The organism is Amycolatopsis halotolerans (genome assembly GCF_042647905.1).
In the GTDB taxonomy this organism is placed as follows: Bacteria; Actinomycetota; Actinomycetes; order Mycobacteriales; family Pseudonocardiaceae; genus Amycolatopsis; species Amycolatopsis halotolerans.
This window is the reverse complement of sequence record NZ_JBHRWI010000005.1, coordinates 1-24,975: the sequence shown is the minus strand read 5'-3', so window position 1 is coordinate 24,975 and position 24,975 is coordinate 1. Positions and strand designations below refer to the sequence as shown.

Here is a 24,975-nt window from a genome sequence, read left to right as displayed (position 1 = left end):
GCCGAACGCCCATCACCGCCGAACGCCCGTTGCGGCCAAGCGTCGGTAACGGCCGAACGCTCGTCACCGCGGGGACCCGTCGTCTCCGGACATCCGCGCGACCGCTGAGATCCCGCTACCACCGAACCTCGATGCGGCCGCACGCCTGTTACCGCGGAAGTCCCGTCACGGCCGAACGCCCAGCATCGCCGAATGCCCGCTGTGGCCAAGCGTCCGTAACGGTCGAAGACTCGTCACCGCGGAGACCTGTCGTCTCCGGACATCCGCGCGACCGCTGAGATCCCGCTACCACCGAACCTCGATGCGGCCGCACGCCTGTTACCGCGGAAGTCCCGTCACGGTCGAACGCTAGTCCCGCCGAACCCCTTCACCTCCCGAAACCCCATCACCGTCGAAAATGTCGTGAGATCGCCCCGTCGTACTCCTCCTCCACGTACTCCGTGAACCCCAGCTTCTCCACCACCCGCAACGACGGCGTATTGGTCACCGCCACACTGATCAGCACCGGAATCGCCGGGATCTCCCGTTCCGCCCACTCCACCGACGCCCGCGCCGCCTCCGCCGCGTAACCCTTCCCCCACGCCGACGGCCGGAAGCGGTACGCCAGGTTCAGCACCTTCTCGCCCCGGAACTCCCGGTTGCGCACTCCGGCCATGCCGATCACGTCCGACCCGTCGGCGGATTCCGGCCTGCCCCGCTCCCGGACCGCCAGGTATCCGTAGCCGAACTCCGCCCAGTGCTCGAGCCAGCTGTCGAACATCACCAGGGTGGTCGCGGTGTCCGGCGGACGCGGGTTGTACCGGTTCGTCTCCGGGTCGCTCTGGATCTCCACCACTGCCTGCCGATCGGTCTCCACGAAGTGCCGCAGCACCAGCCTTTCCGTCACGATCTCTGTCACGCCCCCGACCATAACTACGGGGTACGACAAAAACCGAAGCAATAAAGACGACAATCTCCGCCATGACCGAACTGCCGTTGGTGCTCCTGCACGCCTTCCCGCTCGACGCCCGCATGTGGGACCCGGTCCGCGCGCCGCTCGCGGAACGCTTCCGGGTCATCACGCCCGACCAGCGCGGGCTCGGCCGAAGCCCGTTGCCGGAGAGCGAGGCCGAACCGGATCTCGCCGACGCGGCCCGGGATGTCGTCGCGCTGCTCGACAAGCTCGAACTCGACCAGGTGGTTCTCGGCGGCTGTTCGATGGGCGGCTACCTCGCGCTGGCCGTCCTGCGGCTGGCTCCCGAGCGCGTCGGGGGACTGGTCCTCATCGACACCAAAGCCACCGCGGACACTCCCGAAGCCGCGCAGACCAGGCTCGACGTCGCGAACCGAGCGGAGGCCGAGGGCGTCAAAGACTGGCTGGCCGACGCGAACCTGCCAAACCTTCTCGCCGACACCGCGTCCGCCGACCTCCTCGCGCGCGTGCGCGAGTTGATCGACGCGCAGCCGCCGTCCGGAGTCGCCTGGGCCGCGCGGGCGATGCGCAACCGGCCCGATTCTGTTGACCTGCTGCGCGAAACCGACGTACCGGCGCTCGTCATCGTGGGGGAGCGCGACGCGATCACGCCGCTCGACGCCGCCAACACCATGGTCGAAGCGCTGCCTGACGCGACTCTCGCGGTCCTGCCCGGCGTCGGGCACCTGACGCCGCTGGAGGACCCAGCTGGCGTGGTCGAAGCGATCCTCGGCTGGGTCAGCTGAAGTACTCAACCGCTGCGGCGCGCGCTTCGGCGAGGCGGTGTGGGAAACGCTGTGCGATCAAGAAGCGCCACGCCACCGCGAAGAGCGAGCGAAGCTGCGTACACGTCGCGAGAACGGCTTCGTCCGCTTCGCCCGGGTACGCGGCGAGGTACTCCGGCCCGCCTTGCCGAGCGAGGATCGCCAGGTCCCATTCGAGTGGTCCGCGCCAGGTGTCCTCGAAGTCGAGCCAGCACGGGCCCTCGGCGGTCTCGATGAGGTTGCCGGGGTGCGCGTCGCCGTGCAGGGCCTGGACCTGGCCGGACGGAAGCAGCTCCGCGAGTCGTTCGGTCTCCGCGCGGATCCGGTCGGCGAAGCCGTCCAGCAGCGAACCGTTGCGGGTGACGGTGTCCAGCAGCTCGTCGACCGGGCCGCGGGAGGGCAGTTCGCCCGGGTAATCGCGCAAGGCGGCGTGGACCCGGGCGAGCGATCCGGCGGTCCCGTCCGGCCCGTGCCGATGGTCCGGATCGTGCGGGGTCCAGTGCCAGAGCGTGACCGGCAGACCCTCGGCGAAATGCGGTCCGGCCGGGGGATCCGCGGCCGGTGAGACGACGCGCACACCACGTTCGGTGAGGTAGGCCGAAAGGGCGACGTCCCGCTCGAGCCAGGCGGTCGCGTCCGGCCGCAGCAGCCGGGTGGTGGCCGGGACTCTCGCCACGACCGGACCCATCCTCACCAGCACGTTCGAGCGCTCGTGCAGCACCTCGGCGGCATCGGCCGGGAGGCCGAACCGGCGGCCGACTACGAGCGCGGAAGAGACCGCCGCGGCGCGGTACGGGTCGGTCATGCGGTGATCTAACCAGCCGGTGCGAGCGACTGTCGGTACCGAGGGCTACGATCCCCTTGACCGCCCGGAATCAGGTCCGCCTGAGCCCGAGCGCCCCGAAGTTGACCACCACAAGGTTGCAGTGTTGGAGGCAGGAGTGACGGCCGTAGCCCCCAAGCCGATCGCGACGCGCCCGTATCCCGCGCGCGAGACGGCAAAGGGTTCGTACCTGCTGCGGTTGTTCCGCACGACGGACCACAAGCAGATCGGGATCATGTATCTCGTCGCGTCTTTCGCCTTCTTCATGGTCGGCGGCGCGATGGCGATGCTCATGCGCACGGAGCTGGCCCAGCCGGGTCAGCAGTTCCTGTCGCAGGAGCAGTACAACCAGCTGTTCACCATGCACGGCACGGTGATGCTGCTGCTGTACGCGACGCCGAGCCTGTTCGGATTCGCGAACTTCATCCTGCCGCTGCAGATCGGTTCGCCGGACGTGGCGTTCCCGCGGCTGAACGCGTTTTCGTTCTGGCTGTTCCTCTTCGGCAGCCTGATCGTGCTGTCCGGCTTCCTCACCCCGGGCGGCGCCGCCGACTTCGGCTGGTTCGCCTACACGCCGTTGTCCGACGCGATCCATTCGCCAGGCGTGGGAGCCGACCTGTGGATCGCCGGTCTAGCGGTCTCCGGTCTAGGCACGATTCTCGGCGGCGTCAACATGATCACCACGGTGGTCTGCCTGCGCGCGCCCGGCATGACGATGTACCGGATGCCGATCTTCACCTGGAACATCCTGGTCACGAGCATCCTGATCCTGCTCGCCTTCCCGATCCTCACCGCGGCGCTGTTCGGCCTGCTGGCGGACCGGCACCTCGGAGCCCACGTCTTCGACCCGGCCAACGGCGGGGTGATCCTGTGGCAGCACCTGTTCTGGTTCTTCGGCCATCCAGAGGTCTATATCGTCGCGCTGCCGTTCTTCGGGATCGTGTCGGAGATTTTCCCGGTCTTCAGCCGCAAGCCGGTGTTCGGCTACAAGGGCCTGGTCTTCGCGACGCTGGCGATCGCGGCGCTGTCGGTGGCGGTGTGGGCGCACCACATGTACGCGACCGGCGCGGTCCTGCTGCCGTTCTTCTCCTTCATGACGTTCCTCATCGCGGTCCCGACCGGCGTGAAGTTCTTCAACTGGATCGGCACGATGTGGAAGGGCCAGCTGTCCTTCGAGACGCCGATGATCTTCTCGATGGGCTTCATCGTCACGTTCCTCTTCGGCGGTCTGACCGGCATCATGCTGGCCGCTCCGGCGATCGACTTCCACGTGTCGGACAGCTACTTCGTGGTGGCGCACTTCCACTACGTCCTCTACGGCACGATCGTGTTCGCGACCTTCGCCGGGATCTATTTCTGGTTCCCGAAGATCACCGGCCGGATGATGGACGAGAAGCTCGGGAAGTGGCACTTCTGGACCACGTTCATCGGCTTCCACACCACGTTCCTGGTGCAGCACTGGCTGGGCGCGGAAGGCATGCCGCGGCGTTACGCGGACTACCTGGCCAGCGACGGGTTCACCACGCTGAACACGATCTCCACGATCGGCGCGTACATCCTCGGGGCGTCCACGCTGCCGTTCATCTGGAACGTGTTCAAGAGCTACCGGTACGGCGAAATCGTCACGGTCGACGACCCGTGGGGCTACGGCAACTCGCTCGAGTGGGCCACGTCCTGCCCGCCGCCGCGGCACAACTTCACCGAACTGCCCCGGATCCGCTCCGAGCGGCCCGCGTTCGAGCTGCACTACCCGCACATGGTCGAACGCCTGCACGCGGAAGGCGAGATCGGCTTCTTCGGCAAGGCCAAGCACGTCGCGGCCCCGTCGCAGAAGCTCGTGGACGCCACCATGCCGGGCGACCACAGCAAGGACAACGCGAGCGAGCAGTAACGGCGCTCAGAACAGCTGCACGGCGCGTGCCCGGTCGAGGATTCTCTCGGCCGGGCACGCGCCGTTTTCGTGCCGGAGAGGGGCTGCCCGAGGCGTGCGGGCGGGGGCCTCGTGAGTGTTCGTGCCGGTTAGAACCGGCTTAGCCACGACACCTACCCGGGGCGACGTGACCGCTGCGGGCCTGCCCTCTGCTGGGGCGTCGTGAGTGCATGCCTGGCCTCGTGCGTGGCCGACGCGCCGCCCATACTCGCTGTTCGCTGCGCCGCCCCGCCACCTCGCGCTGCGCCGCCCGCCCCACCCCGCGCCGCTGGGCCTCACACCCTGGGACGGCCCGCCCGCTCCGCGGCCTCCGCCAAGACCGCCATCCGCAGCCGCGGTGCATCAGTCCTCGGCTCCGACCCGCACGGCAGCGCACGCCTTAACCTGGTCCACCGCTCCTCTCGTCGCCCGTTAGTGGTGCCCGAGGTGTGAAGCGCGGCACGGGGGCGTTCTGCCCGCCGCCGCTGGAGGCCAGACTGTGCGTGCCGACTCGCCGTGGCCTAAGCGTCGGTGCCGAGACGAACGAGGGATACCGAACCAGTGAGCCAGACTCCCGTCCTCATCACCACGACCGGTCCGGACAAGCCCGGGGTCTCGTCCGTGCTGTTCGCCGTGCTCACGCGGCACGACGTGGACGTGCTCGACATCGAGCAGGTGGTCATCCGCGGGCAGCTCGTGCTCGGCGTGCTCGCCGGCGTCTACCGCGACCCGGAAGGGCTCCAGGAGTCCGTCGAGCAGGCGATGGCGACCGTCGGCATGGAGGTCGAGGTCCGGATCGGCGACGCGATCGGTGCGGATCCGTTCGCGCTCGGGCGGCGCGATTCGTCGCACGTGCTCGTCCTGCTCGGGCGTCCGGTGACCGCGCGGGCGTTCTCCGAGATCGCGCGGCGGCTGGCGGGCATCGGGACGAACATCGACTCGATTCGCAGCGTCGCCGACTATCCGGTCACCGGGCTCGAGCTGTACGTCTCGGTGCGCGAGGACAGCGAAGAGGCCGACGCCGAGCTCCGGTCCATGCTGGCCGACGCGGCGTCCGAGGCCAACGTTGACGTCGCCGTCGAGCGCGCGGGCATCACACGCCGGGCGAAGCGGCTGGTGGTTTTCGACGTCGATTCCACGCTCGTGCAGGGCGAGGTCATCGAGATGCTCGGCGCGTACGCCGGGGTCGAGGAGCAGGTCCGCGAGATCACCGAGGCCGCGATGCGCGGCGAGCTGAACTTCGCGGAGTCGCTGGAACGGCGCGTCTCGCTGCTGGCCGGGCTGCCCGCCAGTGTGATGGACGAGGTCGCGGAGAAGCTCGAGCTGACCCCGGGGGCCCGCACGACCGTCCGCACCTTGAAGCGCATGGGGTTCCGCTGCGGCGTCGTGTCCGGCGGGTTTACCCAGGTCATCGACCATCTCGTGGACGACCTCGGCCTCGACTTCGCGGCGGCCAACGAGCTGGAGGTCGTCGACGGCAAGCTCACCGGCCGCGTGGTCGGCGACATCGTGGACCGCGCCGGCAAGGCGACCGCGCTGCGCCGGTTCGCCGGTGAGTACGGGATTCCGCTCGGCGCCTGTGTCGCGGTCGGCGACGGGGCCAACGACATCGACATGCTCGCCGCGGCCGGCATGGGCGTCGCGTTCAACGCCAAGCCCGCGCTGCGCGAGGTCGCCGACACCGCGCTCTCGCACCCGTACCTCGACGCGGTGCTGTTCGTCCTCGGCGTCACGCGCGCCGAGGTCGAGGCGGCGGACGCGGCCGACGGACTCGAATTGGCCCGCCCGTGAACCCTCTGCTCGAACCGCTGCGCAGCCGCTACGCCTCGTGGCTCGGCCTCCCCGCCGAGGACACCGCGGACACCTCCTACGAGGACCCGGACGAGGTCCGCGCGATGCCGATCATCCTGCGGATCGAACGCGCCGAACCGCCCGGCCGGACGGCGCTGCTCGAAGCGGCGGCCGCGGCGGCGCTGGCGGTGTGCCTGGACGAACGCGTCGAGCCCGGCGGCGAATGGGCCGAGCCGGTGCAGGCGTGGCTCGACAACCGGATCCGCAAGGTCGCGCGCCGGGCTCGCGGCGCGCACTGGCTAGCGGTGCTGGACCAGCCGGGAATCACCATCGAGGTCGACGGCGCGGAAGCGCGGGCGCTCGTGCCCGGGCTCGTGAAGGAGGCCCCGAAAGAGGTCTCGCGGCTGCAGATCTCCGGCAGCGAACTGCCCGCCGACACCCCCGGCCCGGCACCGGCCGACGTCCCGTTGCTGATGTTGAACCCGGACGTCCCGATGACCGTCGGCAAGGCGTCCGCGCAGGTCGGGCACGCCACGATGATCCTCGCGTCGCTGCTGCCGGACGACGAATTGGCGAGGTGGGCGGCGAAGGACTACCGAGTCGCGGTCCGAACGCCCAGCCCGGCGCGGTGGAAAGAGCTGTGCCCGGTCGAGGACCCGGAGGCGGGTTGGCGTGACAATCGCGTGATCGCTGTCCGGGATGCGGGATTCACCGAGGTCGACCCCGGCACGATCACCGTGCTGGCGCAGCAGCCCGGAACATCGGCGTGACCCGCGCGGTTGCGCCAATGCAGTGATCCGACGGGTGGAAAGGCGTCTCCGATGACCTTGGAAGTACAGCGCGAAGGCACGCACAGCTTCGTCGGCCGCAACGAGCGCGGTGCGGAGGTGCGGTTGGGCCGGGCTGGCGCGGAGGGTGCCTTCTCCCCGGCGGAACTGCTGCAGATCGCGGCGGCGGGCTGCTCCGCGGTGACGGCTGAGCAGCTGATCACGCGGCGCGTGGGCGAGGACTCGAAGTTCAGCGTCGCGGTGACGGCCGATCGGCGAGAGGGAGCGTCGGAACTGGACGCGGTGCACGTCGCGTTCGACGTCGACGTGTCGGGCCTGGACGAAGCCCAGCGGGAAGCGCTGGCGGGCGCGGTGGACCGGGCGATCGAGCGGCTGTGCACGGTGAGCCGGACGCTCAAGAAGGCCATTCCGGTGACGGAGACCTTTCCGACCGCTTGAGCGCGCGACCCGGCCGTTTCGCGTGAAGGGCCAGCCACCGATTTCGTCCGCCGTCTTGGCGGGTCCACAGTGGACGATAACCGCGCCTACCGCTCGTCGGTCGCGAGCATGCTGTGCAGCCATTCGAGGATGCGTTCTTCGATGTGCTGCAACGCGGTTTGGGCGGCGGCCGCGTCGCGGGCGAGGCAGGCGGTGGTGAAGGCCTCGAACTCGCGGCCGAATTCGATTCCGCTGTCGGCGACGGAGTGGCGGGCGTAGCGGAGGTACCGCTGCTGGCGCTGCCGCCATGCCATCGCCTCTTTGTAGAGATGGGTCCGGCCGGCTCGGCGGTAGACCAGATCCCTTAGCTGGAAAGAGGATTCGACCAGGACTTCCTCGTCCGCGGCCCGGACGGCGTCCTCGCGCACGCGCGACAGCCGGGTGATCTCCTCGGCGTCCTCGTCGGTGAGTTTCGGGACGCCGGTCGCGATCAAGCGCCGTTCCAGCGCCCCGCAGACGGCCATCACGACCTCGCCGTCCTCCTCGGTCAGCGGGGCGACCCGGCTGCCGAGCCGGGGGTGCGAGACGACGAGTCCCTCCGCCTCCAGACGACGCAGCGCCTGGCGTGCGGGGGTGAGGCTGACCCCGGCGCGATCGGCGATCGCGGCCATCCTCAGCCGCGTTCCCGGCTTCAGCCGGAGCTGCACGATGTCGTCGCGGAGAGCGTTGACCACCGCTTCCTCGACCGATTGGACTTCGATCCGGGTCGTGTCGGGGGAGTCTTGCGCGGCACGCGTCATGTGACCTACCGTATCGCAGGTAACTTTTGATCAAAAATCAAAAGTGCGGTCGGAGTACCGCACTGATCGCCGGAGTGTGACCATGCCGCATGTCCTTGTCACCCATCGTGAGCAAGTGGCTCATCTGAGCCTCAACCGTCCCGAGCGGCTCAACGTGCTCGACCCGGCGGTCTACGCGGAGCTGTTCGCCGCGCTCGACGCCGCGTACGCCGACCCCGAGATCCGGGCGATCGTCATCGCCGGGGCTGGCGAGCACTTCTGCGCCGGGTTCGACCTGGCCGCCTCTGACGACATGGCGGTGCGGGAGCCGGTGTGGTCCCAGTGGTCCGGAATGGCGGGACAGCGCACGGCCATGGCGACGATCGGGAATTCGCCGAAGCCGATCATCGCGGCAGTGCAGGGTTATTGCCTCGGCGGCGGCTTCGAGCTGGCGAACTATTGCGACTTCATCGTCGCCGCGGACGACGCGGTCTTCGGCGAGCCGGAGGTGCGCTTCTCCCTCGTGGCGCATCCGCGGCTGATGTACTTCGTGCCGCTGCGCAAGGCGAAGGAGATCCAGCTGCTCGGCGAGCCGTTCAGTGCCGCCGACGCCGAACGTCTTGGCCTGGTCAACGAAGTCGTGCCTGCCGCGGAACTTGGCGACCGGGCGCTGGCGTTCGCCCGGCGCTTGTGCCGCGTTCCGGCCGAGACCTTCCAGCACACCAAAACGATCATGGGACGGGTGCTGGAGATGCAGGGGCTGGGGGTCGCCGAGAGCATGTTCGCCAGCGACTTCGTGGTCAGCAAATTGACCGACACCGCCGACCGCGCCCGGTTCCGCGAGATTCGCGAGTCCGACGGATTGCGTGCGGCGCTCGCCTGGGCGCGCACCAAGGACACGCCCGCGGAGCAGCCGAGCGTGGCCTCGTGAGCGTCGGAGTGGACAACACGCAGTGGGCGGCCTTCAGCGCGCCTCGCCGGATCGCGGTGGTGGGGGCGTCGCCCCGGCCCGGCCCGATGAACTTCGCCCAGCGCCTGACCCGCAACAACACCCATCTCGGGTTTGCCGGGACGACCTATTTCGTCAATCCCCGGCACGAGTCGGTCTTCGGCCAGCCCTGCTATCCCGATCTCCAGGCGCTGCCCGAGCCGGTGGACGTCTGCCTGATCAACACCCCCGCTCAGCGGGTGCTGGGCGCGGTGAGCGCCGGGGTCGCCACCGGAGTCCGCTCGTTCGTCGTGCATTCCGGCGGGTTCGGCGAGACCGGTGCCGAAGGCCTTCGCCTGCAAGCAGAACTGCACGCGCAATGCGGCGAAGCGGGTGCCGCGCTGATCGGGCCGAACTGCCTCGGGATGTACCACTCGCGCGGGCCGGTCGCGCTCTACGGCGCCGACATCCCGCCCGGAATCCGTCGGGGAGGGCTGGCGGTGCTGTCCGGGAGCGGCTCGGTCTCGGTCAGCATGCTGCAGCTCGGCCAAGCCGTCGGCCTGCACAGCTTGGTCTCGACCGGCAACGAGGCCGTCACCACTGCCGAGGACATCCTCGAGCACCTCGTCGAGGACCCAGCCGTCACCGTCATCGCGATGTTCGTCGAAGCCCTGCGCCAGCCCGACAAGTTCCGCACGCTCGCGCGCCGCGCCAACGCACTCGGCAAACCCATCGTCGCTCTCAAAGCAGGGACCTCGGAGAAGGGCGCCGCCGCGGCTGGGAGCCACACCGGAGCGATGGTCGGTGCCGGAGCCGCCTATCGAGCCTTGTTCGACGAGCTCAACGTCATGGCGGTCGACGACTTCGAAGAATTGAGGGAGACCGTTCGGGCGCTTGCCGTCCTGAGCCAGCGGAGCCCGACCGGTCCAGGCGTGGCGGTCGCCGGGATGTCGGGCGGCAAGCTGTCCGTCGTCGTCGACCTCGCCGAGCGCCTCGACATGCCGATCGCTTCCCTCTCCCCGCGAACCGTGCACCAGCTCGACACCGCGCTGGCGCTGCCCGCCGAAACCCACGCGCAGAACCCCGTCGACGTCGGTGCCGGGTTCCGTTCCGGAAAGCCCGCCACCGAAAATCTCGCCGACTGTGTGCGAGTACTGGCTTCGGACCCAGCCGTCGGACTCGTGCTGGTCCAGCAAAGCCTCAGCGGCACCGGCCTTGCCAACGAGCTGGAACGCGGCTGGGCACAGGCGGTCGTCGACGCTGCCGCGGATATCGCGGAACCGGTGGTCATCGCCTCCGAATTTCCTGTTCCGCCCACGCCCGAGGAACTGGAAGTGGATTCCGTCCCAGTGCTCAGCGGCCTGCGGCCCGCCCTGTGCGCGGTGCGCGCCTACACCCGGTGGCATCGCCGGGCGGGGCACGCGTGGACTCCGCCGGAGACCTTCCGCCCCGCAACGTCCCCGGAAACGATTCTCGACCGGCTCCGCGACCGGCACGGCCTGCTCACCCCCGAGGAGACCGGCCAGCTCCTCGTTGCCTACGGCGTGCCCGTCGTGCCCACCTGGCACATCTCCGCGGAGACCGATCTCGACACCCTCGATATCGAGTTTCCCGTTGTAGCCAAGGTGGTTTCGCCTGACATCGCGCACAAAAGCGATGCTGGCGGAGTCGTCCTCGGCATCGAGTCCCTCGCCGAACTGCGGACGGCTTACCGCCAAATCCACGACAACATCCGGCACGCCCGACCGGACGCCCGCGTCACCGGCATTCTCGTCGCGCCCCACCTTGAGCGGGGCATCGAATTGTTCATGGGAAGCCGCGTGGAACCCGGACTCGGCGCCACCGTCGCCGTCGGGCTCGGCGGCACGCTCGTCGAACTGCTGGGCCGCCCCAGCGTCGTCGCCGCGCCCCTGGACCAGGCCACCGCCCACGAGGCGCTCACCCGGATGACCGGCGCGAAGATCCTGCACGCCTTCCGCGGCGGGCCCGCCGCCGACGTCGACAGCCTCGCCACGACCCTCTGCCGGCTGGGCCAGCTCACCAGCGACCTGGCCGATCGCCTCGTCGACGTCGACCTCAATCCGATCATCGTCACCCACAGCCACCGCGGCGGACTCGTCGCGGATGCCAGAATCGTCCTCGACTAGGAGGCCCCGATGTCTTCAACGGCGCACGACATCGACACCAGCCGATCCCGGGTCATCACCGCGATCGCGATCGGCAACTTCGTGGAGTGGTTCGAATTCGGCCTCTACGGCTACTTCGCGGTGAGCATCTCGACGACGTTCTTCTCCGGGAAATCCGCCGGGACAGCGCTCATCTCGACCTTCATGCTGTTCGGGATCGCGTTTGTCAGCCGTCCGGTCGGAGCGATCCTGTTCGGCCGCTACGGCGACCGTGTCGGCCGCCGGGCCGCCTTGTCGATCTCCATCATCGGCATGTCGATCGCGACTTTCCTGCTCGGCGTGCTCCCCGGCGACCAGACCGTCGGCCTGCTCGCCCCGGTGCTGCTGCTCCTGACGCGCCTGGCCCAAGGCTTCTTCGCCGGTGCGGAAATGGGCGGAGCGGTCACCGCGCTGGCCGAGTACGCCCCGCCTGGTCGCCGAGGCTTCTACTCCGGCTGGAACGGCTTCACGCAGCTCATGGCCCAGGTGTTCGCCGCGCTCATCGGGACCCTGCTCACCAGCGTGCTCACCCCGGCCGCGCTCAACGGCTGGGGCTGGCGGATCCCGTTCCTCCTCGCCCTGCCGCTGGGGCTGCTCGGTCTGTACCTGCGCACGAAATTGGCGGAATCGCCGGAATTCGCGGCTGCCGCGCATGCGCGCGAGACCACGCGCAGCCCTCTTAGCGACGTGCTGCGCCTGCATTGGCGGGCGTTGCTGAAGGTGTGCGGCCTGACCATCGGGCTCACCACGACCACCTACATGCTGGTCGGTTTCTTCCCGTCGTATCTGGTCAAAACCGTTGGGCTGACGTCCCGGCAGATGTTCGCCGCGATGCTGATCGGCTTGACCGTGGCGGCTGTCCTGGTCCCGGTCTGGGCTCGGCTGTCCGACACCTACGGCCGCAAGCCTTTCCTGGTCGGCGGGACACTCGCGGTCGTCTTGCTGACCATCCCGTTGTTCTACCTCGCGAGCAGCGGCGGCTTCGGCTCGGCGTTGACCGCCTCGGTGGCCGTCGCTGTTGTCCTGTCGCCGCTGCTGGCCGTACAAGGCATCGCTGCCGCCGAACTGTTCCCGACCGCGGTCCGGTTCACCGGTGTGTCGATCGGGATCAGCGTCGTCATTTCGCTGATGGGTGGTTCGACGCCGCTGGTGCTCGAGGCTCTCGTCCAAGCGACCGGCAGTTCCGTTGTTCCGGCCGTGTACATCACTGCCGCTGGGCTGCTTTCGCTGGTCGCCGCGCTGTTGCTGAAGGGCAAGCGGGGTGCGGCTGCTGCGGAGGTTCAGCCTGGGACTGCTACGACGACTGCGCCGACGTCTCCGTGAAAGATCGCTGGCGTGTGGTCGAACTCAGACTCGACCACACGCCAGCGGAAAACCTGGCCGTCGTTCAGCTTTGCCACACCACATACGCCTGGTCGGCGTCCGTGGTCATCGCCTCGATGAACTTCTCGTTGTCGAAACCGGGCAAGGTCTGCAGGCGTTCGATGAGGGCGTCCGCGGCCGGGTCGCCGCTTGGGACCGCCGTGCCTTTGCCGTCGTTGCCGACCAGCATGAAGAAGACGTCTTCGTTCCAGGGGCCGTCGGGGATGACTCTCACCATGACGGAGCTCAGTTCTGACCACGTCACAGCTTCTTCGCTGCCATCGGCGAGCCGGCGCCGCACCCCGGTGTCGTCAACACTGACGGTCCGGGATTGTGCGCTGGACGAATCCTGGGTCAACGGTGCTCCCTGTCGTGTTCGTTCCACTCACCGTACCCGCCTGGCCCGTGCGCTCGGTCAGGCGGGCGCGGCCGCGTCGAGTCGCTTCAGTGCGTCCCGTGCGACCTGCGGATCTGTTGTCGGCCAGAACGGCGGCAGCGACGCGCGCAGGAAACCGCCGTAGCGCGCGGTGGCCAGCCGGGAGTCCAGCACGGCCACCACGCCGCGGTCGGTGACCGAGCGGTGCAGCCGTCCGGTGCCCTGCGCCAGCAGAAGCGCGGCGTGCGTGGCGGCGACGGTGAGGAATCCGTTGCCGCCCCGGGCTTCCACCGCGCGTTGGCGTGCGGACGACACCGGATCGTCCGGGCGGGGGAACGGGATCCGGTCCACCACCACGAGCTGCAGCGACGGCCCCGGCACGTCCACGCCCTGCCACAGCGTCAGCGTGCCGAACAGGCAGGTCCGCGCGTCTTCGGAGAACTGCCGCACCAGCAACGGCGTGGCGTCGTCGCCCTGGCAGAGGATCGGGTGGTCGAGCCGTTCCCGCATCGCCTCCGCGGCCTGTTTCGCGGCGCGCATCGAGGAGAACAGGCCCAGCGTACGGCCGCCCGCGGCTTCGACCAGTGCGGCCAGTTCGTCCATTGTGGACTCGGCGAGCCCGTCGCGGCCCGGCGGCGGCAGGTGCTTGGCGAGGTACAGGATGCCGTTGCGGCGGTGGTCAAACGGCGAACCGACGTCCAGCCCGGTCCACTTCGGGCCGTTGTCCTCGTCGGACGGCGCTTCCTTGTCGGTGGCCGTGCCGGGCGACTTCACTACGCGCGCGCCGCTCGGCGGGAGACCCCATTGCCGTGCCATGGTGTCGAATTCGCCGCCGAGGGTGAGCGTCGCCGAGGTCAGCACGGTGGTGTGCTGGTTGAACACGCGCTCCCGCAACAAGCCCGCGACGCCGAGCGGCGCGACCTTCAACGCCGGGGGGCGCGGATTCGCGGAGTACTTGTCGCCAGTCAGCCAGACGACGTCGCGTTGGTGCGCCAGATCCTCGTCGTACGCGTCGAGCAGCCGCACCGCGGTGTCGTGCACTTCTTCCAGCAGCGACCGGGCCAGCTTGCGCGCGGTGGCCTCGCCGACGTCTTCCTTGCGATCCGAACCCAGCGCGGTGAGGCATTCCTTCGCCGCGTCGCGCACCGCCGGGATCGCGCCCTGCAACGGCTTCGGCAGCGCGTCGAGCCTTCCGGACGGGATGTCGTCGAGGATCAGCGCGAGCCCGTCCGACGACTCCAGCAGCCGGTCCGCGATTCCCGCGTCCATCAGCTTTCCGCAGCGGCGCGCGGCGGCCGAGACCATGGCGCTGGTGAGTTCGCCGGTCGCGACCGACGTGACCCGGTCGACCAGGTCGTGCGCCTCGTCGATGATCACCAGGTCGTGGTCCGGCAGCACCTGGTAGCCCTGCAGCGCGTCGATGGCCAGCAGCGCGTGGTTGGTGACGACGACGTCGGCGCGGCCCGCCTCGGCTCGCGCCCGTTCGGCGAAGCAATCGGTGCCGACCGGGCACTTCGCGGCGCCGAGGCATTCCCTCGCGGTGACGGAAACCTGCCGCCACGCCTGGTCGGACACGCCGGGCACCAGCTCGTCGCGGTCGCCGGTTTCGGTGTCCGACGTCCACTCGTGCAGCCGGGTGACTTCCTTGCCGAGCCGGGACACCGCGAACGGGTCGAACAGCTGCGCGTCCTCGGGCTCGTCGGACGGACCGGTGTCGAGCCGGTGCAGGCACAGATAGTTGCGGCGGCCCTTGAGGATCGCGAAGGTCGGTTCGCGTCCGAGCGGCTTCTTGAGCGCCTTGGCGAGGCGCGGGAGATCACGGTCGACCAGCTGGCGCTGCAACGCGATGGTGGCCGTGGAGACGACGACGGTGGTGTCTTTCTCCACCGCGTGCCGGATCGCGGGCACCAGGTACGCCAGCGATTTGCCGGTGCCCGTTCCCGCTTGCACGGCGAGGTGTTCGCCGGTGCGGATGGCGTGGCCGACGGCATCGGCCATCTTCACCTGGCCGGGGCGTTCAGCGCCGCCGACAGACTCCACCGCGTGGGTGAGGAGTTCGAGGACGCCGGGGAAATCGGTTCGGGCGGGCACAGCGAGACACGATAGCCGCCAGGTCCGACAGGATCTTCGATCCGGCGCGAACGGACCCCTCGCGCCGGACCGAAGCTCCCGGGATTACGGCTCAGTCTTCCTTGCGGAACCGCGAAACCGCGGCCCACGCGAGCGGCAGCACACCCGCCGCGACCACGGTCTTCAGCACGTCGCCCACGAGAAACGGCGTGACGCCCTTGTCGAAAGCGGTGGCGAGATCGAATCCGGTGGCGGCCATCAGCCACGGCACGCCGAACGCGTAGATCACGACGTTGCCGAGCACCATGGTCCCCGCCGTGCGCAGCGGAGTGCGGTCGCCGCCGCGGCGGGCGAGCGCGCCCACGAGCGCACCGGCGAACACGAAGCCGACGATGTACCCGGCCGAGGCTCCGGACAGCCCGGAGGTCCCGCCCTGGAACCACGGCAGACCGGCCGCGCCGACGAGCAAGTACAGCAGCATCGAGGCGGCACCGCGGCGCATGCCGAGCGTCGCGCCGACGAGCAGCGCGGCGAAGGTCTGGCCGGTCATCGGCACCGGCGTGCCCGGAAGCGGGATGACCAGCTGCGCGGCGGCGCCGGTGAGCACGGCTCCGCCGGCGACCAGCGCCAGGTCGCGCACCAGGGTGCCGGGCACGAGGTCGGCCAGCACCTGACGGCGGGCCGGGAGAGACAGTGACGACACGGGACCTCCAACCACGGAAAACGGACGTCCGGGCAGGTTATCGTCGAGTGACCGGACGGAACGAGACAAGTTGCGTTCCTCACCACCCCTGTCTTGCGCCACACGTACGGGTGAGCTGCCCCGGTCGACGTTTGGGACCCCTGCCGCGCTGCCGATGTCGAAGCACGGGCGAAGGGAGACAGGTCGAATGCGCGGACGGATCCTGCTGGTCACCGGGGTTCTGCTGGCTGCGGCGCCGGCGGTGGCACATGCCGATCCGCCGGTCACGTCCACCGGCTGGGGTTCCGCGGGCAGCCTCGACGTGCTGGTGGACCACGAGCACGTGGTCACCGGAGAATTAGCGCGCTGCGACGCCGACGGACCGGCGTCCGCGCGCACTCCCGGCGGCGCGGCGGGCGAGGTCGCGGTGTTCGGGTTCGGCGGCACCAGCTGCGAGCGGAAGGGCGCGGTCGCGCAGGTGAAGGCCGGCGGGCAGCGGTTCGAGTCCGACCTGCTGACCCGGTACGGCGGGCCTGAGCTGAAAGTCCGCACGTACTCGGTCGGCTGCGCCACCACGACGGATTCGGGCAGCACCGGGTCGATGTCGATCGGCGAGGTCTCCGGGTTCACCATTCCGTCGTCGATCCCGGCGAACTACCGGATCACGATCCCCGGCGGCGCGGCGGGCACGGCGCTGGCCACGATCACGCTGAACGAGACCGTGACGCCGACGCCCGCCGACGGCAGCCTGGTCACGCACGCGGTGCACGTGAAGCTGTTCCCGCAGGGCGGTCCGGCGAGCGGGGACATCTACCTCGGCACCGCGGCGTGCAACCCGTACGGCAAGGGCGGCGCACCAGCCTCGTGAGCGGCAATGCCGAATCCCCGCCCCCCGCCTGACCATATTTCGCGTCCGTGAGGGGAACCCTGAGGGACTCAGAGTCCCTCAGGGTTCCCCTCACGGACCGCAAACTCCGCTTTCGCCACCGTCACGGCCCGGGCAGGCCGTGGCACCGCGGCAGGCAATCCGTACGGCAAGGGCGACGCGCCCAAGCCGTAACCGGTCAGGCTGGCGGCAAAGCGGGCGTGCCGACGTAGCGCACGCCCGCCTCGTCGAAGTCCTTCAGCGTCGCGTCCACCGTCGGCTGCGAACCGCCGACGGTCAGGTCCAGCAGCACCTGCACGTTGAACCCGGCCTGAGCGGCGTCGAGCGCGGTGGCGCGCACGCAGAAGTCGGTCGCGATGCCGACGACCTCGACGTCGGTCACCTCGTGCGCGCGCAGCCATTCCTCGAGCGTCTTGCCGTCGCCGGACTTGCCCTCGAAACCGGAGTACGCGGCGGTGTACTCGCCCTTCGAGAACACCGCTTCGACCGGCACCACGTCCAGCGCCGAGTGGAACGACGCGCCCGCCGTGCCCGCGACGCAGTGCCGCGGCCAGCTGGTGTTGAAGTCGGGCGTGTCGCTGAAGTGGTCGCCCGGATCGATGTGGTGGTCGCGGGTGGCGACGATGTGGGTGTAGCCGCCGTCGGCCATCCGCCGCGAGATGGCCGCCGCGGCAGCCGCCCCGCCCGGCAGGCCGAGCGAGCCTCCCTCGCAGAAGTCGTTCTGCACATCCACCACGATCAGTGCGGTTCCCATGGTCGGCTCCCTACAGAAAAATCGTCGGTATCGCGGGCTCGCCGTGCGAGAGCTTGAGGCCCTCCCACGGCAGGCTCACCTGCGCGCGCCGCAGGCGGGCACGCGCGTCGTCCAGCGTGGGCAGATCATCCACCGGCGCGCCCTCTCGCACCAGGGGTATCTGCAGGTCGAGATCGTTCTCGCCGGGCTCCGGGCGTCCGCTGGCGGCGGTCCAGACCACTTCCTCGACCGCCGTCCCGGTGCTGCGGTGCCGGCGCAGCGCGTGCTTCCGCCCGCCCCGGGATTCCTTGTGCGCACTGCGTTTCGCGACCGGGCGGCCGTCGACCTCGACCAGCTTGTACACCATCCCGGCGGTCGGCGCGCCGGATCCGGTGACCACCGAGGTGCCCACGCCGTACGCGTCGACCGGTTCCGCGCGCAGCGCCGCGATCGCGTGCTCGTCGAGGTCTCCGGACACCACGATCCGGGTGTCTTTCGCACCGAGCGAGTCGAGCTGGTCGCGGGCCTTGCGGGCGAGCGGGCCGACGTCGCCGGAATCGATCCGGATCGCGCCCAGCTCCGCACCTGCGACGCGCACGGCCGCTTCGATGCCCGCGGTGATGTCGTAGGTGTCCACCAGAAGTGTGGTGTCCGCGCCCATCTTGCTGACCTGTGCGCGGAACGCCGCTTCCTCGCTGTCGTGCAGCAGCATGAAGGCGTGCGCGACGGTGCCGCGCGTCGGAATCCCGTAGCGGCGGCCCGCTTCGAGGTTCGACGTGGTGGCGAATCCGGCCAGGTAGGAGGCGCGCGCGGCGGCGACGGCGGCGTACTCGTGCGTGCGCCGTCCGCCCATCTCGATGATCGGCCTGCCGTGCGCCGCGCCGGACATCCGCGCCGCCGCGGACGCGATCGCGCTGTCGTGGTTGAGGATCGACAGCACCACCGTCTCCAGCACCACGGCCTCGGCGAAACTGCCGGTCACGGTGAGGATCGGCGAACCGGGGAAGTACAGATCGCCTTCGCGGTAGCCGTCGATGTCGCCGCGGAACTCGTAGTCCGCCAGCCACGCCAGCGTTTCCGGGTCGACGACCGCGGTCTGCTCCAGCATGGTCAGTTCGGCGTCGGTGAAGCGGAAGTCGGCGATCGCGTCGAGCACGCGCGCGGTGCCCGCGACGACGCCGTAGCGGCGCCCGTCGGGAAGCCGCCGCGCGAAGACTTCGAACACGCACGGCCGGTCGGCCGTCCCGTCCGCGAGCGCGCTCGCCAGCATGGTCAGCTCGTAGTGGTCGGTGAGCAGCGCCGTGCTGGCGCTGGTGACCGGCTCGGGGGAACCCATGGGAGCAGCCTATTCACTCACATGGACGGACCTGGCGCGGCGTACCGGGATGGCCCCGTGACACCATGGTGTGCATGTCCACGCCTGTCGCATCCGAACAGACGCAGGTCGATCCACTCGGGGCCGAGCTGGCCGAATCCGACCAGCCCTGGCGGACGATCGTCTGGAACGACCCGGTGAACCTGATGTCGTACGTGACGTACGTCCTCCAGAAGCTGTTCGGCTACAGCCGGGACCACGCCACGAAGCTGATGCTCGACGTGCACAACAAGGGCAGGGCGATCGTGTCGTCCGGTTCGAAGGAGAAGGTGGAGACCGACGTGGCGAAGCTGCACGCGGCGGGCCTGTGGGCGACCATGGAACAGCCCTCGTGAAGGCCTGGCGGCGCAAGGGGGACGCCATCCTCGCCGGGTTCGAACAGCAGGAAGCCGCCGTGCTGCGCGGGCTCGTCGGGCAGCTCGAGGACATGCTCACCGCCCGGGCCGAGGAGGCCCCGCAGGACGAACTCGCCGAGCTGACCGGGATCCGCACCGGCCCCGCCGAATCGCCGGACGACCCGGTGCTGTCGCGGCTGCTGCCGGACTTCCACCGGCTCGACCCGGACAACCCGAGCCGCGAGGACCTCGATTCGGCGGCGGCGATGCGGTCGCTGCACGAGCCGGAGCTGCTGGAGAAGAAGGTCGGCGTCGCGAAGATCGTGCTCGACACGCTCCCGCGCGACGGCGGTTCGGTGAAGCTGACCTTCGAGCAGGCCGACGCCTGGCTCGGCGCGCTGAACGACGTCCGGCTGGCGCTGGGCACGGCGCTCGACGTCACCGAGGACATGCCGGACGAGCTGCCCGACGACGACCCCCGCGCGCCCCATCTCGGCGTCTACCATTGGCTGACATGGGTGCAGGAGACGCTGATCCAGGCGCTGACCGGCTGACCGGCGGGAAAATCACCGATGTTCCGGGCGTGCTCGTAGGCCAGCACGAGAGGCTCGACGACGGCTGGGCAACCGGAACCACTGTCGTGCTCGTGCCGGACGGCGCGACCGGCGCGGTCGATCAGCGCGGCGGCGCTCCCGGAACCCGCGAAACCAACCTGCTGGAGCCGGAAAACCTGGTGCAGCAGGTGAACGCGGTCTGTCTCTCCGGCGGAAGCGCGTACGGCCTCGCGGCGGCGGACGGCGTGATGCGGTGGCTGTCCGAGCGGAACCACGGGTTTCCCGTTGGCGCGCAGCCGTATGAGGTGGTGCCGATCGTGCCCGCGGCGGTGCTGTTCGACCTGCCGCGCAGCGAGTGGGGCAATCGGCCGGACGCCGATTTCGGTTACGCCGCTTGCGAAGCCGCCGGGGAAGCCGTCGCGATGGGCACCGTGGGCGCGGGCTCCGGTGCGGTGGTCGGCTCGCTCAAGGGCGGCATCGGGACGGCGAGCGAGGTCGTCGGCGAGGTGACTGTCGGCGCGATCGTCGCGGTGAACGCGGCGGGCCAGGCCGTGGATTTCGCGACTGGGCGGGCCTTCGCCGGGGATCACGAGGTGGACGGCGAGTTCGGCGTCCGCTGGCCGGATCGGCCGGGCGAGGCGCCGGGGCAGCGGACGGACCTGAACACCACGATCGGTGTGGTGGCTTGCGATGCGGCGTTGACGAAGGCCGAGGCACGCCGGTTGACGGTCGCCGCGCAGGACGGGCTGGCGCGCGCGGTGCGTCCGGCGCATTCGATGTTCGACGGCGACACCGTTTTCGCGCTGGCGACGGGCGCGCGGGAGCTGCCGGGGGAGCCCGGGTCGTTCGCGGTGGCCGCGCGAGCGGGCGCGTTGGACGCGTTGTGCGCGGCGTCGGCACGGGTGTTCGCGCGGGCGATGGTGCACGGGCTGCTGTCGGCGACCTCCGCGGCCGGGATCCCGGCGTATCGGGACGTGTGGCCGGAAGCGCTGGGCTGAGGTCAGAACGGGTCCCGCGGGAGGGCGTCGTCGTCACGTTCGAGGTCGGCGGCGCGCACGGTGGCCACGTACTCCTCGTCGATCTCCAGCACCAGGCCGCCGAACGACACGGTCGGCCCGAGCGACGGATGCACGTCCACCGGGCCCAGTTCGGTCGAGCGCGGCAGCTGTTCCCACACGGAAACCGGCTTCCACCGGCGGAAAGTGCTGCAAGCGAGCACTGTCACGTGCCGATCGGTGACCACGATGACGAAGTTCCGGTGCGCGGCCATCATCGACACCATCAGCGATGTGGCGGGGAACACGTACTGGACGACGTCCCCTTCGGCCAGCAGGCCACGGCAGCGTTGGCGGACCTTCGAGGACACCGGCATCCCGTTATTGTGCCCTGACCTGCGGATGAGCGGTAGCTCTCACAGTGTGGACTCGTTCGGTCCACGAACTAAGATGTCCGTGTGCTCCGGATCCGCCGTGAACTCGTCGACGAGATCGTCGCCCACGCCCGCCGTGACCACCCCGACGAAGCGTGCGGGGTGGTGGCCGGTCCTGCCGGCTCGGACCGCCCCGAGCGGTTCATCCCGATGCTGAACGCGGCCCGCTCGCCGACGTTCTACGAGTTCGACTCGGGCGACCTGCTCAAGCTCTACCGCGAGATGGACGCGAACGACGAGGTCCCGGTGGTCATCTACCACTCGCACACGGCGACCGAGGCCTATCCGTCGCGCACCGACGCGAACATCGCCGCCGAACCCGACGCGCACTACGTGCTCGTCTCGACAAGAGAGCCCGATTCGCACGAGTTCCGCTCGTACCGGATCGTGGACGCCGAGATCACCGAGGAGCCGGTCGAGATCCTCGACTGAACTCGCGGAATAAAGCGCGGCGTCCGATGCGTCAGCGTGTAGGAACCCACCGGAGGTAAGAACCATGGCCGTCACCGTGTCCATCCCGACCATCCTGCGCACCCACACCGGCGGCGAGAAGTCCGTCGAGGCGGCGGGCAAGACCGTCCTCGAGATCATCGACGACGTCGAGTCGCGGCACGCCGGGCTGAAGGCGCGCCTGGTCAAGGAGGAGAAGCTGCACCGCTTCATCAACGTCTACGTCAACGACGAGGACGTGCGCTTCTCCGGCGGGCTCGCCGCCGAGGTCAAGGACGGCGACACCCTCACCATCCTGCCCGCCGTCGCGGGCGGCGCGCGCTGAGTCGATGACTCGCTACGAGTCCCTCCTCGACGCCCTCGGCGGCACCCCGCTGGTCGGCCTGCCCCGGCTTTCGCCGACCGACGAGGTGCGGCTGTGGGCGAAGCTCGAGGACCGCAACCCGACCGGCTCGATCAAGGACCGGCCCGCGCTGGCCATGATCGAGGCGGCGGAGCGGGACGGCATCCTGCGGCGCGGGTCCACGATCCTCGAACCGACCTCGGGCAACACCGGGATTTCGCTGGCCATGGCCGCGAAGCTCAAGGGCTACGGCCTGGTGTGCGTGATGCCGGAGAACACGTCCACCGAACGCAAGCAGCTGCTGCAGGCGTACGGCGCGCGGATCGTGTTCTCCCCGGCCGCGGGCGGTTCGAACGAGGCGGTGCGGCGGGCCAAGGAGCTGGCGAAGCAGAACCCGGACTGGGTGATGCTGTACCAGTACGGCAACCCGGCCAACGCGGACGCGCACTATCGCGGGACCGGGCCGGAGCTGCTGAAGGACCTGCCGACGCTGACCCATTTCGTCGGCGGGCTCGGCACGACCGGGACGCTGGTGGGGGTCGGGCGGTACCTGCACGAGCACAAGCCGGACGTCCAGGTCATCGCGGCCGAACCGCGGTACGGCGAGCTGGTGTACGGCCTGCGCAACCTCGACGAGGGGTTCGTGCCGGAGCTCTACGACGAGAGTGTGCTCAACGGACGCTATTCGGTGGGGGCGTACGACGCTCTCCGGCGAACGCGGGAGTTGCTGGAGCACGAGGGCATTTTCGCCGGGATCTCCACGGGCGCGGTGCTGCACGCGGCGCTCGGGGTCGCGGAGAAGGCCGCCGCTCGCGGCGAGAAGGCGGACGTGGCCTTCGTGGTCGCGGACGCCGGCTGGAAGTACCTGTCGACCGGCGCGTATTCCGGGTCGCTGGACGAAGCGGCAGAACGGCTTGACGGTCAGCTCTGGGCCTGACCGTCCGTGAGGGGAACCCTGATTTCCCGCGGGGTTCCCCTCACGGCAGTAATCCCACGACGAGTGCGCGTACGCCTCGTTCGTAACTGTCTTGTGCGGTAAGGGTTTCCCAGCGCGGCCCGATCTCGGCGAGCGTCGGGAATTCCTCGGCGTCCAGTTCCGCGAAGACTCGCTCGCGGTAGGTGTCGCCGCCCCGGTCCCGTCGTCGCGCGGCGGCCGCGCGGGAGCTGATCTCGCCCAGCGTGTAGTGCCACACCGCTCGGTAGACCTCCACCGCCGCATCGGTCGGCAGGCCCGCTTTTACCGCCGCCGCAACGATTTTCTCCGGGTACCACAGCCCTCCGACTGACAGCAGGTCGTCGGAGCGCAGGACGTCCACGATCCACGGGCAACTCGCCAGCCCGTCCCGCATCGCCTTCGCGACCGCCACGATCCGCTCCGCCGGTTCCTCCGGGAGGTTCTCCGGCCGAGGCATCTTGCCGTGCGCGTAGTCGTCCAGCAGCAGCAGAAGCAGGCCCTCTTTGTCGCGCACGTGGTGGTACAGCGCCATTGCCGTGCTGCCGACCTCGCGGGCGAGGCGCCGCATGGTCAACGCGTCGACGCCGTCCTCCTCGATGACCCGGTGAGCGGCGGCCACGATGTCGGCCTTGGAGATCTTCGGCGGTCGGCCGGTGCGCGCTGGCATGCCGCCATGCTACTTTTTATACATGTATAAAAACTACTGGGGGACGGTCGCCGCGCTGGCGTTCGCGGTGGCGGTCGGGACTTTGCAGATGACCGTCGTGGTGCCGTTGCTGCCGCGGCTGCAGCTCAAGCTGGGGGTGCCGCTGAGTTCGGTGTCGTGGACGCTGACCGCCGGGCTGCTGGCGGGCGCGGTCGCGATTCCGCTGGTCGCGCAGCTCGGCGACCTGTACGGCAGGCGCACGATGTCGTTGGTCGTGCTCGCGTTGCTGGTCGGGGGATCGGTGCTGGGCGCGGTGGCGGGCTCGCTGCCGCTGCTGGTCGTCGGCCGGATCCTGCAGGGTGCCGCCGCGCCGTTGCTTCCGCTGGCGATCGGCCAGGTCAGGACCGTTTTGCCCGCCCGATCGCTGCCGACCGCGATCGGCGTTCTGAGCGCGACCATCGGCGCGGGCAGTGGCGGCGGGATGATCCTCGCCGGGCTCGCCGGTGGCGATCACCAGCTGGTGTTCTGGGTGCTGGCGGCGCTCGGCGTGGTGGCGTTCGCGCTGGTCGCCGCGGTTAAGGAGGACCGGACGGCCGCGGTACGGAGCGGTTCGCCGGACCTGCTGGGCGCGGTGCTGGTGTCGGGGTGGCTGATCTGCCTGCTGCTGGCGATCAGCAAGGGTTCCGAATGGGGCTGGGGGACCGTCGGACTGCTGGTCGCGGCCGTGGTGCTGGCGTCGGTGTGGGTGGTGACGGCGCGGCGCACGAGGACGCCGTTGATCGAGATTCCCATGCTGCTGCACCGAAAAACGGTGGGCGCGACGGTGGCGTCGTTCCTGCTCGGCTTCGCGTTGTTCGCCACGATCATGACGCTTTCGGCCTACGCGCAAGGCGTGCTCGGGGCGTCGGTGTTGCAGGTGGGGCTTTATCTCCTGCCGACGACGATCTTGATGCTGGTGGTTTCCGTGCTGGCCGGTTCGTTGATGCGGCGGTTCAGCGCGCCCGCGCTGGTCGCCGGCGGCTCGGCGGTGGTGCTGGTGGCCGCGTTGCGGCTGACCACGTTGCCGGGGGACGGGCTTGGGCTTTATGCCGTCGCGGCGGTGCTGGGGCTGGGGATCGGGCTCGGTTACGCCGCGTTGGGGACGATGGCGGTCGAGCACGTCGAGCCCGCGAAGACGGCCGCCGCCGGTGGGATCAACGCGCTGGTTCGGGTGGTGGGCAGCAGCCTCGCCGGAGCGGTCGGCGCGGTGGTGCTGTCGGCTGGCGGTCCGGGATGGAGCTTCGCGGTGGCGGCGGTGGCCGCGCTGCTTTCCGCCTTGTTCGCTGCCGCCTATGGAAACTTGCTCCGGAAGCCAGCAACGGTGTGACGCGCGGTCCGTGAGGGCCACCTTCACGGACTCTGAGTCCCAATGCCTGGGACTTAAGCGGCTCGTGGTTGGGCGGTGGTGGGTGTTGGTTTGTGGG

The 24,975-nt window shown here is 69.6% G+C and carries 26 protein-coding genes; 16 read left to right on the top strand and 10 right to left on the bottom strand.

Going from position 1 to position 24,975, the window contains the following annotated elements; all coding sequences use genetic code 11:
* Positions 1-385: 385 nt before the first annotated feature.
* A complete protein-coding gene (locus ACFORO_RS04810) occupies positions 386-910 on the bottom strand; it encodes a GNAT family N-acetyltransferase (protein ID WP_377871912.1) in 525 nt (174 codons plus the stop codon).
* 50 nt (positions 911-960) lie between these two features.
* Here ACFORO_RS04810 and ACFORO_RS04805 point away from each other — a divergent pair, with 50 nt between their 5' ends.
* Complete coding sequence (locus ACFORO_RS04805) at positions 961-1,698, top strand: alpha/beta fold hydrolase (RefSeq protein ID WP_377871910.1); 738 nt, start codon at positions 961-963, stop codon at positions 1,696-1,698.
* Here ACFORO_RS04805 and ACFORO_RS04800 read toward each other — a convergent pair.
* Positions 1,691-2,521: a phosphotransferase gene (locus ACFORO_RS04800; protein ID WP_377871909.1), complete on the bottom strand. Its 831-nt coding sequence runs from the start codon at positions 2,519-2,521 to the stop codon at positions 1,691-1,693. The genes ACFORO_RS04805 and ACFORO_RS04800 overlap by 8 nt on opposite strands.
* A 136-nt stretch (positions 2,522-2,657) precedes the next feature.
* On the opposite strand from ACFORO_RS04800, the gene ctaD reads away from it, so the two are divergent.
* The 4 genes from ctaD to ACFORO_RS04780 all read left to right on the top strand — a co-directional run bounded on the left by ctaD (position 2,658) and on the right by ACFORO_RS04780 (position 7,465).
* Entirely contained in the window at positions 2,658-4,430 is a 1,773-nt protein-coding gene (gene ctaD, locus ACFORO_RS04795) for an aa3-type cytochrome oxidase subunit I (protein WP_354747259.1), read from the top strand.
* A 579-nt stretch (positions 4,431-5,009) separates the two neighbouring features.
* Entirely contained in the window at positions 5,010-6,239 is a 1,230-nt protein-coding gene (gene serB, locus ACFORO_RS04790; protein ID WP_377871908.1) for a phosphoserine phosphatase SerB, read from the top strand.
* Positions 6,236-7,009 (top strand): peptidyl-tRNA hydrolase, encoded by a 774-nt coding sequence (locus ACFORO_RS04785; RefSeq protein ID WP_377871907.1) that lies wholly within the window; start codon positions 6,236-6,238, stop codon positions 7,007-7,009. The genes serB and ACFORO_RS04785 overlap by 4 nt, the downstream gene beginning before the upstream one ends.
* Positions 7,010-7,060: 51 nt before the next feature.
* Positions 7,061-7,465, top strand: coding sequence for an OsmC family protein (locus ACFORO_RS04780; protein WP_354747253.1), 405 nt, complete (start codon positions 7,061-7,063; stop codon positions 7,463-7,465).
* An 86-nt stretch (positions 7,466-7,551) separates the two neighbouring features.
* On the opposite strand, the gene ACFORO_RS04775 is transcribed toward ACFORO_RS04780, so the two are convergent.
* Entirely contained in the window at positions 7,552-8,244 is a 693-nt protein-coding gene (locus tag ACFORO_RS04775; RefSeq protein WP_377871905.1) for a GntR family transcriptional regulator, read from the bottom strand.
* 115 nt (positions 8,245-8,359) lie between these two features.
* On the opposite strand from ACFORO_RS04775, the gene ACFORO_RS04770 reads away from it, so the two are divergent.
* The 3 genes from ACFORO_RS04770 to ACFORO_RS04760 are packed head-to-tail and all read left to right on the top strand — an operon-like array spanning position 8,360 to position 12,639.
* Entirely contained in the window at positions 8,360-9,154 is a 795-nt protein-coding gene (locus tag ACFORO_RS04770; RefSeq protein WP_377871903.1) for an enoyl-CoA hydratase/isomerase family protein, read from the top strand.
* A complete protein-coding gene (locus ACFORO_RS04765; protein WP_377871902.1) occupies positions 9,151-11,298 on the top strand; it encodes an acetate--CoA ligase family protein in 2,148 nt (715 codons plus the stop codon). The genes ACFORO_RS04770 and ACFORO_RS04765 overlap by 4 nt, the downstream gene beginning before the upstream one ends.
* A gap of 9 nt (positions 11,299-11,307) precedes the next feature.
* Positions 11,308-12,639 (top strand): MFS transporter, encoded by a 1,332-nt coding sequence (locus tag ACFORO_RS04760; RefSeq protein ID WP_377871901.1) that lies wholly within the window; start codon positions 11,308-11,310, stop codon positions 12,637-12,639.
* A gap of 64 nt (positions 12,640-12,703) precedes the next feature.
* On the opposite strand, the gene ACFORO_RS04755 is transcribed toward ACFORO_RS04760, so the two are convergent.
* The 3 genes from ACFORO_RS04755 to ACFORO_RS04745 all read right to left on the bottom strand — a co-directional run bounded on the left by ACFORO_RS04755 (position 12,704) and on the right by ACFORO_RS04745 (position 15,827).
* Positions 12,704-13,036, bottom strand: coding sequence for a hypothetical protein (locus ACFORO_RS04755; protein WP_067593690.1), 333 nt, complete (start codon positions 13,034-13,036; stop codon positions 12,704-12,706).
* Positions 13,037-13,093: 57 nt separating this feature from the next.
* Entirely contained in the window at positions 13,094-15,145 is a 2,052-nt protein-coding gene (locus ACFORO_RS04750) for an ATP-dependent DNA helicase (protein WP_354747251.1), read from the bottom strand.
* Between the two features lie 91 nt (positions 15,146-15,236).
* On the bottom strand, positions 15,237-15,827 hold the full coding sequence (locus ACFORO_RS04745) for a biotin transporter BioY (protein ID WP_377871899.1): 591 nt from the start codon (positions 15,825-15,827) through the stop codon (positions 15,237-15,239).
* A gap of 187 nt (positions 15,828-16,014) precedes the next feature.
* On the opposite strand from ACFORO_RS04745, the gene ACFORO_RS04740 reads away from it, so the two are divergent.
* The gene (locus ACFORO_RS04740) at positions 16,015-16,674 is read left to right on the top strand and encodes a choice-of-anchor P family protein (RefSeq protein WP_377871898.1); all 660 of its coding nucleotides are present in this window, start codon (positions 16,015-16,017) and stop codon (positions 16,672-16,674) included.
* A 196-nt stretch (positions 16,675-16,870) separates the two neighbouring features.
* Here the strand turns inward: ACFORO_RS04740 and ACFORO_RS04735 are convergent, their stop codons facing one another.
* Together ACFORO_RS04735 and ACFORO_RS04730 are read right to left on the bottom strand one after the other, a co-directional pair.
* Positions 16,871-17,446 (bottom strand): isochorismatase family protein, encoded by a 576-nt coding sequence (locus ACFORO_RS04735; RefSeq protein ID WP_377871897.1) that lies wholly within the window; start codon positions 17,444-17,446, stop codon positions 16,871-16,873.
* 10 nt (positions 17,447-17,456) lie between these two features.
* Positions 17,457-18,761, bottom strand: a complete 1,305-nt coding sequence (locus ACFORO_RS04730; protein WP_377871895.1) for a nicotinate phosphoribosyltransferase — start codon at positions 18,759-18,761, stop codon at positions 17,457-17,459.
* Positions 18,762-18,835: 74 nt separating this feature from the next.
* Between ACFORO_RS04730 and clpS the strand changes: the two genes are divergently transcribed.
* Genes clpS through ACFORO_RS04715 form a run of 3 tightly spaced genes read left to right on the top strand, consistent with a single transcriptional unit; the run spans position 18,836 to position 20,687 of the window.
* Positions 18,836-19,135, top strand: coding sequence for an ATP-dependent Clp protease adapter ClpS (clpS, locus tag ACFORO_RS04725; RefSeq protein WP_067593947.1), 300 nt, complete (start codon positions 18,836-18,838; stop codon positions 19,133-19,135).
* A complete protein-coding gene (locus tag ACFORO_RS04720; RefSeq protein ID WP_067593672.1) occupies positions 19,132-19,689 on the top strand; it encodes a DUF2017 domain-containing protein in 558 nt (185 codons plus the stop codon). Before clpS ends, ACFORO_RS04720 begins: the two co-directional genes overlap by 4 nt.
* Entirely contained in the window at positions 19,650-20,687 is a 1,038-nt protein-coding gene (locus ACFORO_RS04715; protein ID WP_377871894.1) for a P1 family peptidase, read from the top strand. Before ACFORO_RS04720 ends, ACFORO_RS04715 begins: the two co-directional genes overlap by 40 nt.
* A gap of 2 nt (positions 20,688-20,689) precedes the next feature.
* Here the strand turns inward: ACFORO_RS04715 and ACFORO_RS04710 are convergent, their stop codons facing one another.
* On the bottom strand, positions 20,690-21,061 hold the full coding sequence (locus ACFORO_RS04710; RefSeq protein ID WP_377871893.1) for a hypothetical protein: 372 nt from the start codon (positions 21,059-21,061) through the stop codon (positions 20,690-20,692).
* An 81-nt stretch (positions 21,062-21,142) separates the two neighbouring features.
* On the opposite strand from ACFORO_RS04710, the gene ACFORO_RS04705 reads away from it, so the two are divergent.
* The 3 genes from ACFORO_RS04705 to ACFORO_RS04695 all read left to right on the top strand — a co-directional run bounded on the left by ACFORO_RS04705 (position 21,143) and on the right by ACFORO_RS04695 (position 22,848).
* Positions 21,143-21,550: a Mov34/MPN/PAD-1 family protein gene (locus ACFORO_RS04705; protein WP_043827849.1), complete on the top strand. Its 408-nt coding sequence runs from the start codon at positions 21,143-21,145 to the stop codon at positions 21,548-21,550.
* Positions 21,551-21,614: 64 nt separating this feature from the next.
* Positions 21,615-21,893, top strand: coding sequence for a MoaD/ThiS family protein (locus ACFORO_RS04700; protein WP_344271615.1), 279 nt, complete (start codon positions 21,615-21,617; stop codon positions 21,891-21,893).
* A gap of 4 nt (positions 21,894-21,897) precedes the next feature.
* Positions 21,898-22,848: a PLP-dependent cysteine synthase family protein gene (locus tag ACFORO_RS04695; RefSeq protein ID WP_344271617.1), complete on the top strand. Its 951-nt coding sequence runs from the start codon at positions 21,898-21,900 to the stop codon at positions 22,846-22,848.
* Between the two features lie 40 nt (positions 22,849-22,888).
* Here ACFORO_RS04695 and ACFORO_RS04690 read toward each other — a convergent pair whose 3' ends face one another.
* The gene (locus ACFORO_RS04690; protein WP_377871892.1) at positions 22,889-23,533 is read right to left on the bottom strand and encodes a TetR/AcrR family transcriptional regulator; all 645 of its coding nucleotides are present in this window, start codon (positions 23,531-23,533) and stop codon (positions 22,889-22,891) included.
* A 22-nt stretch (positions 23,534-23,555) separates the two neighbouring features.
* On the opposite strand from ACFORO_RS04690, the gene ACFORO_RS04685 reads away from it, so the two are divergent.
* Positions 23,556-24,878, top strand: coding sequence for an MFS transporter (locus tag ACFORO_RS04685; RefSeq protein WP_377871891.1), 1,323 nt, complete (start codon positions 23,556-23,558; stop codon positions 24,876-24,878).
* Positions 24,879-24,975 lie beyond the last annotated feature (97 nt).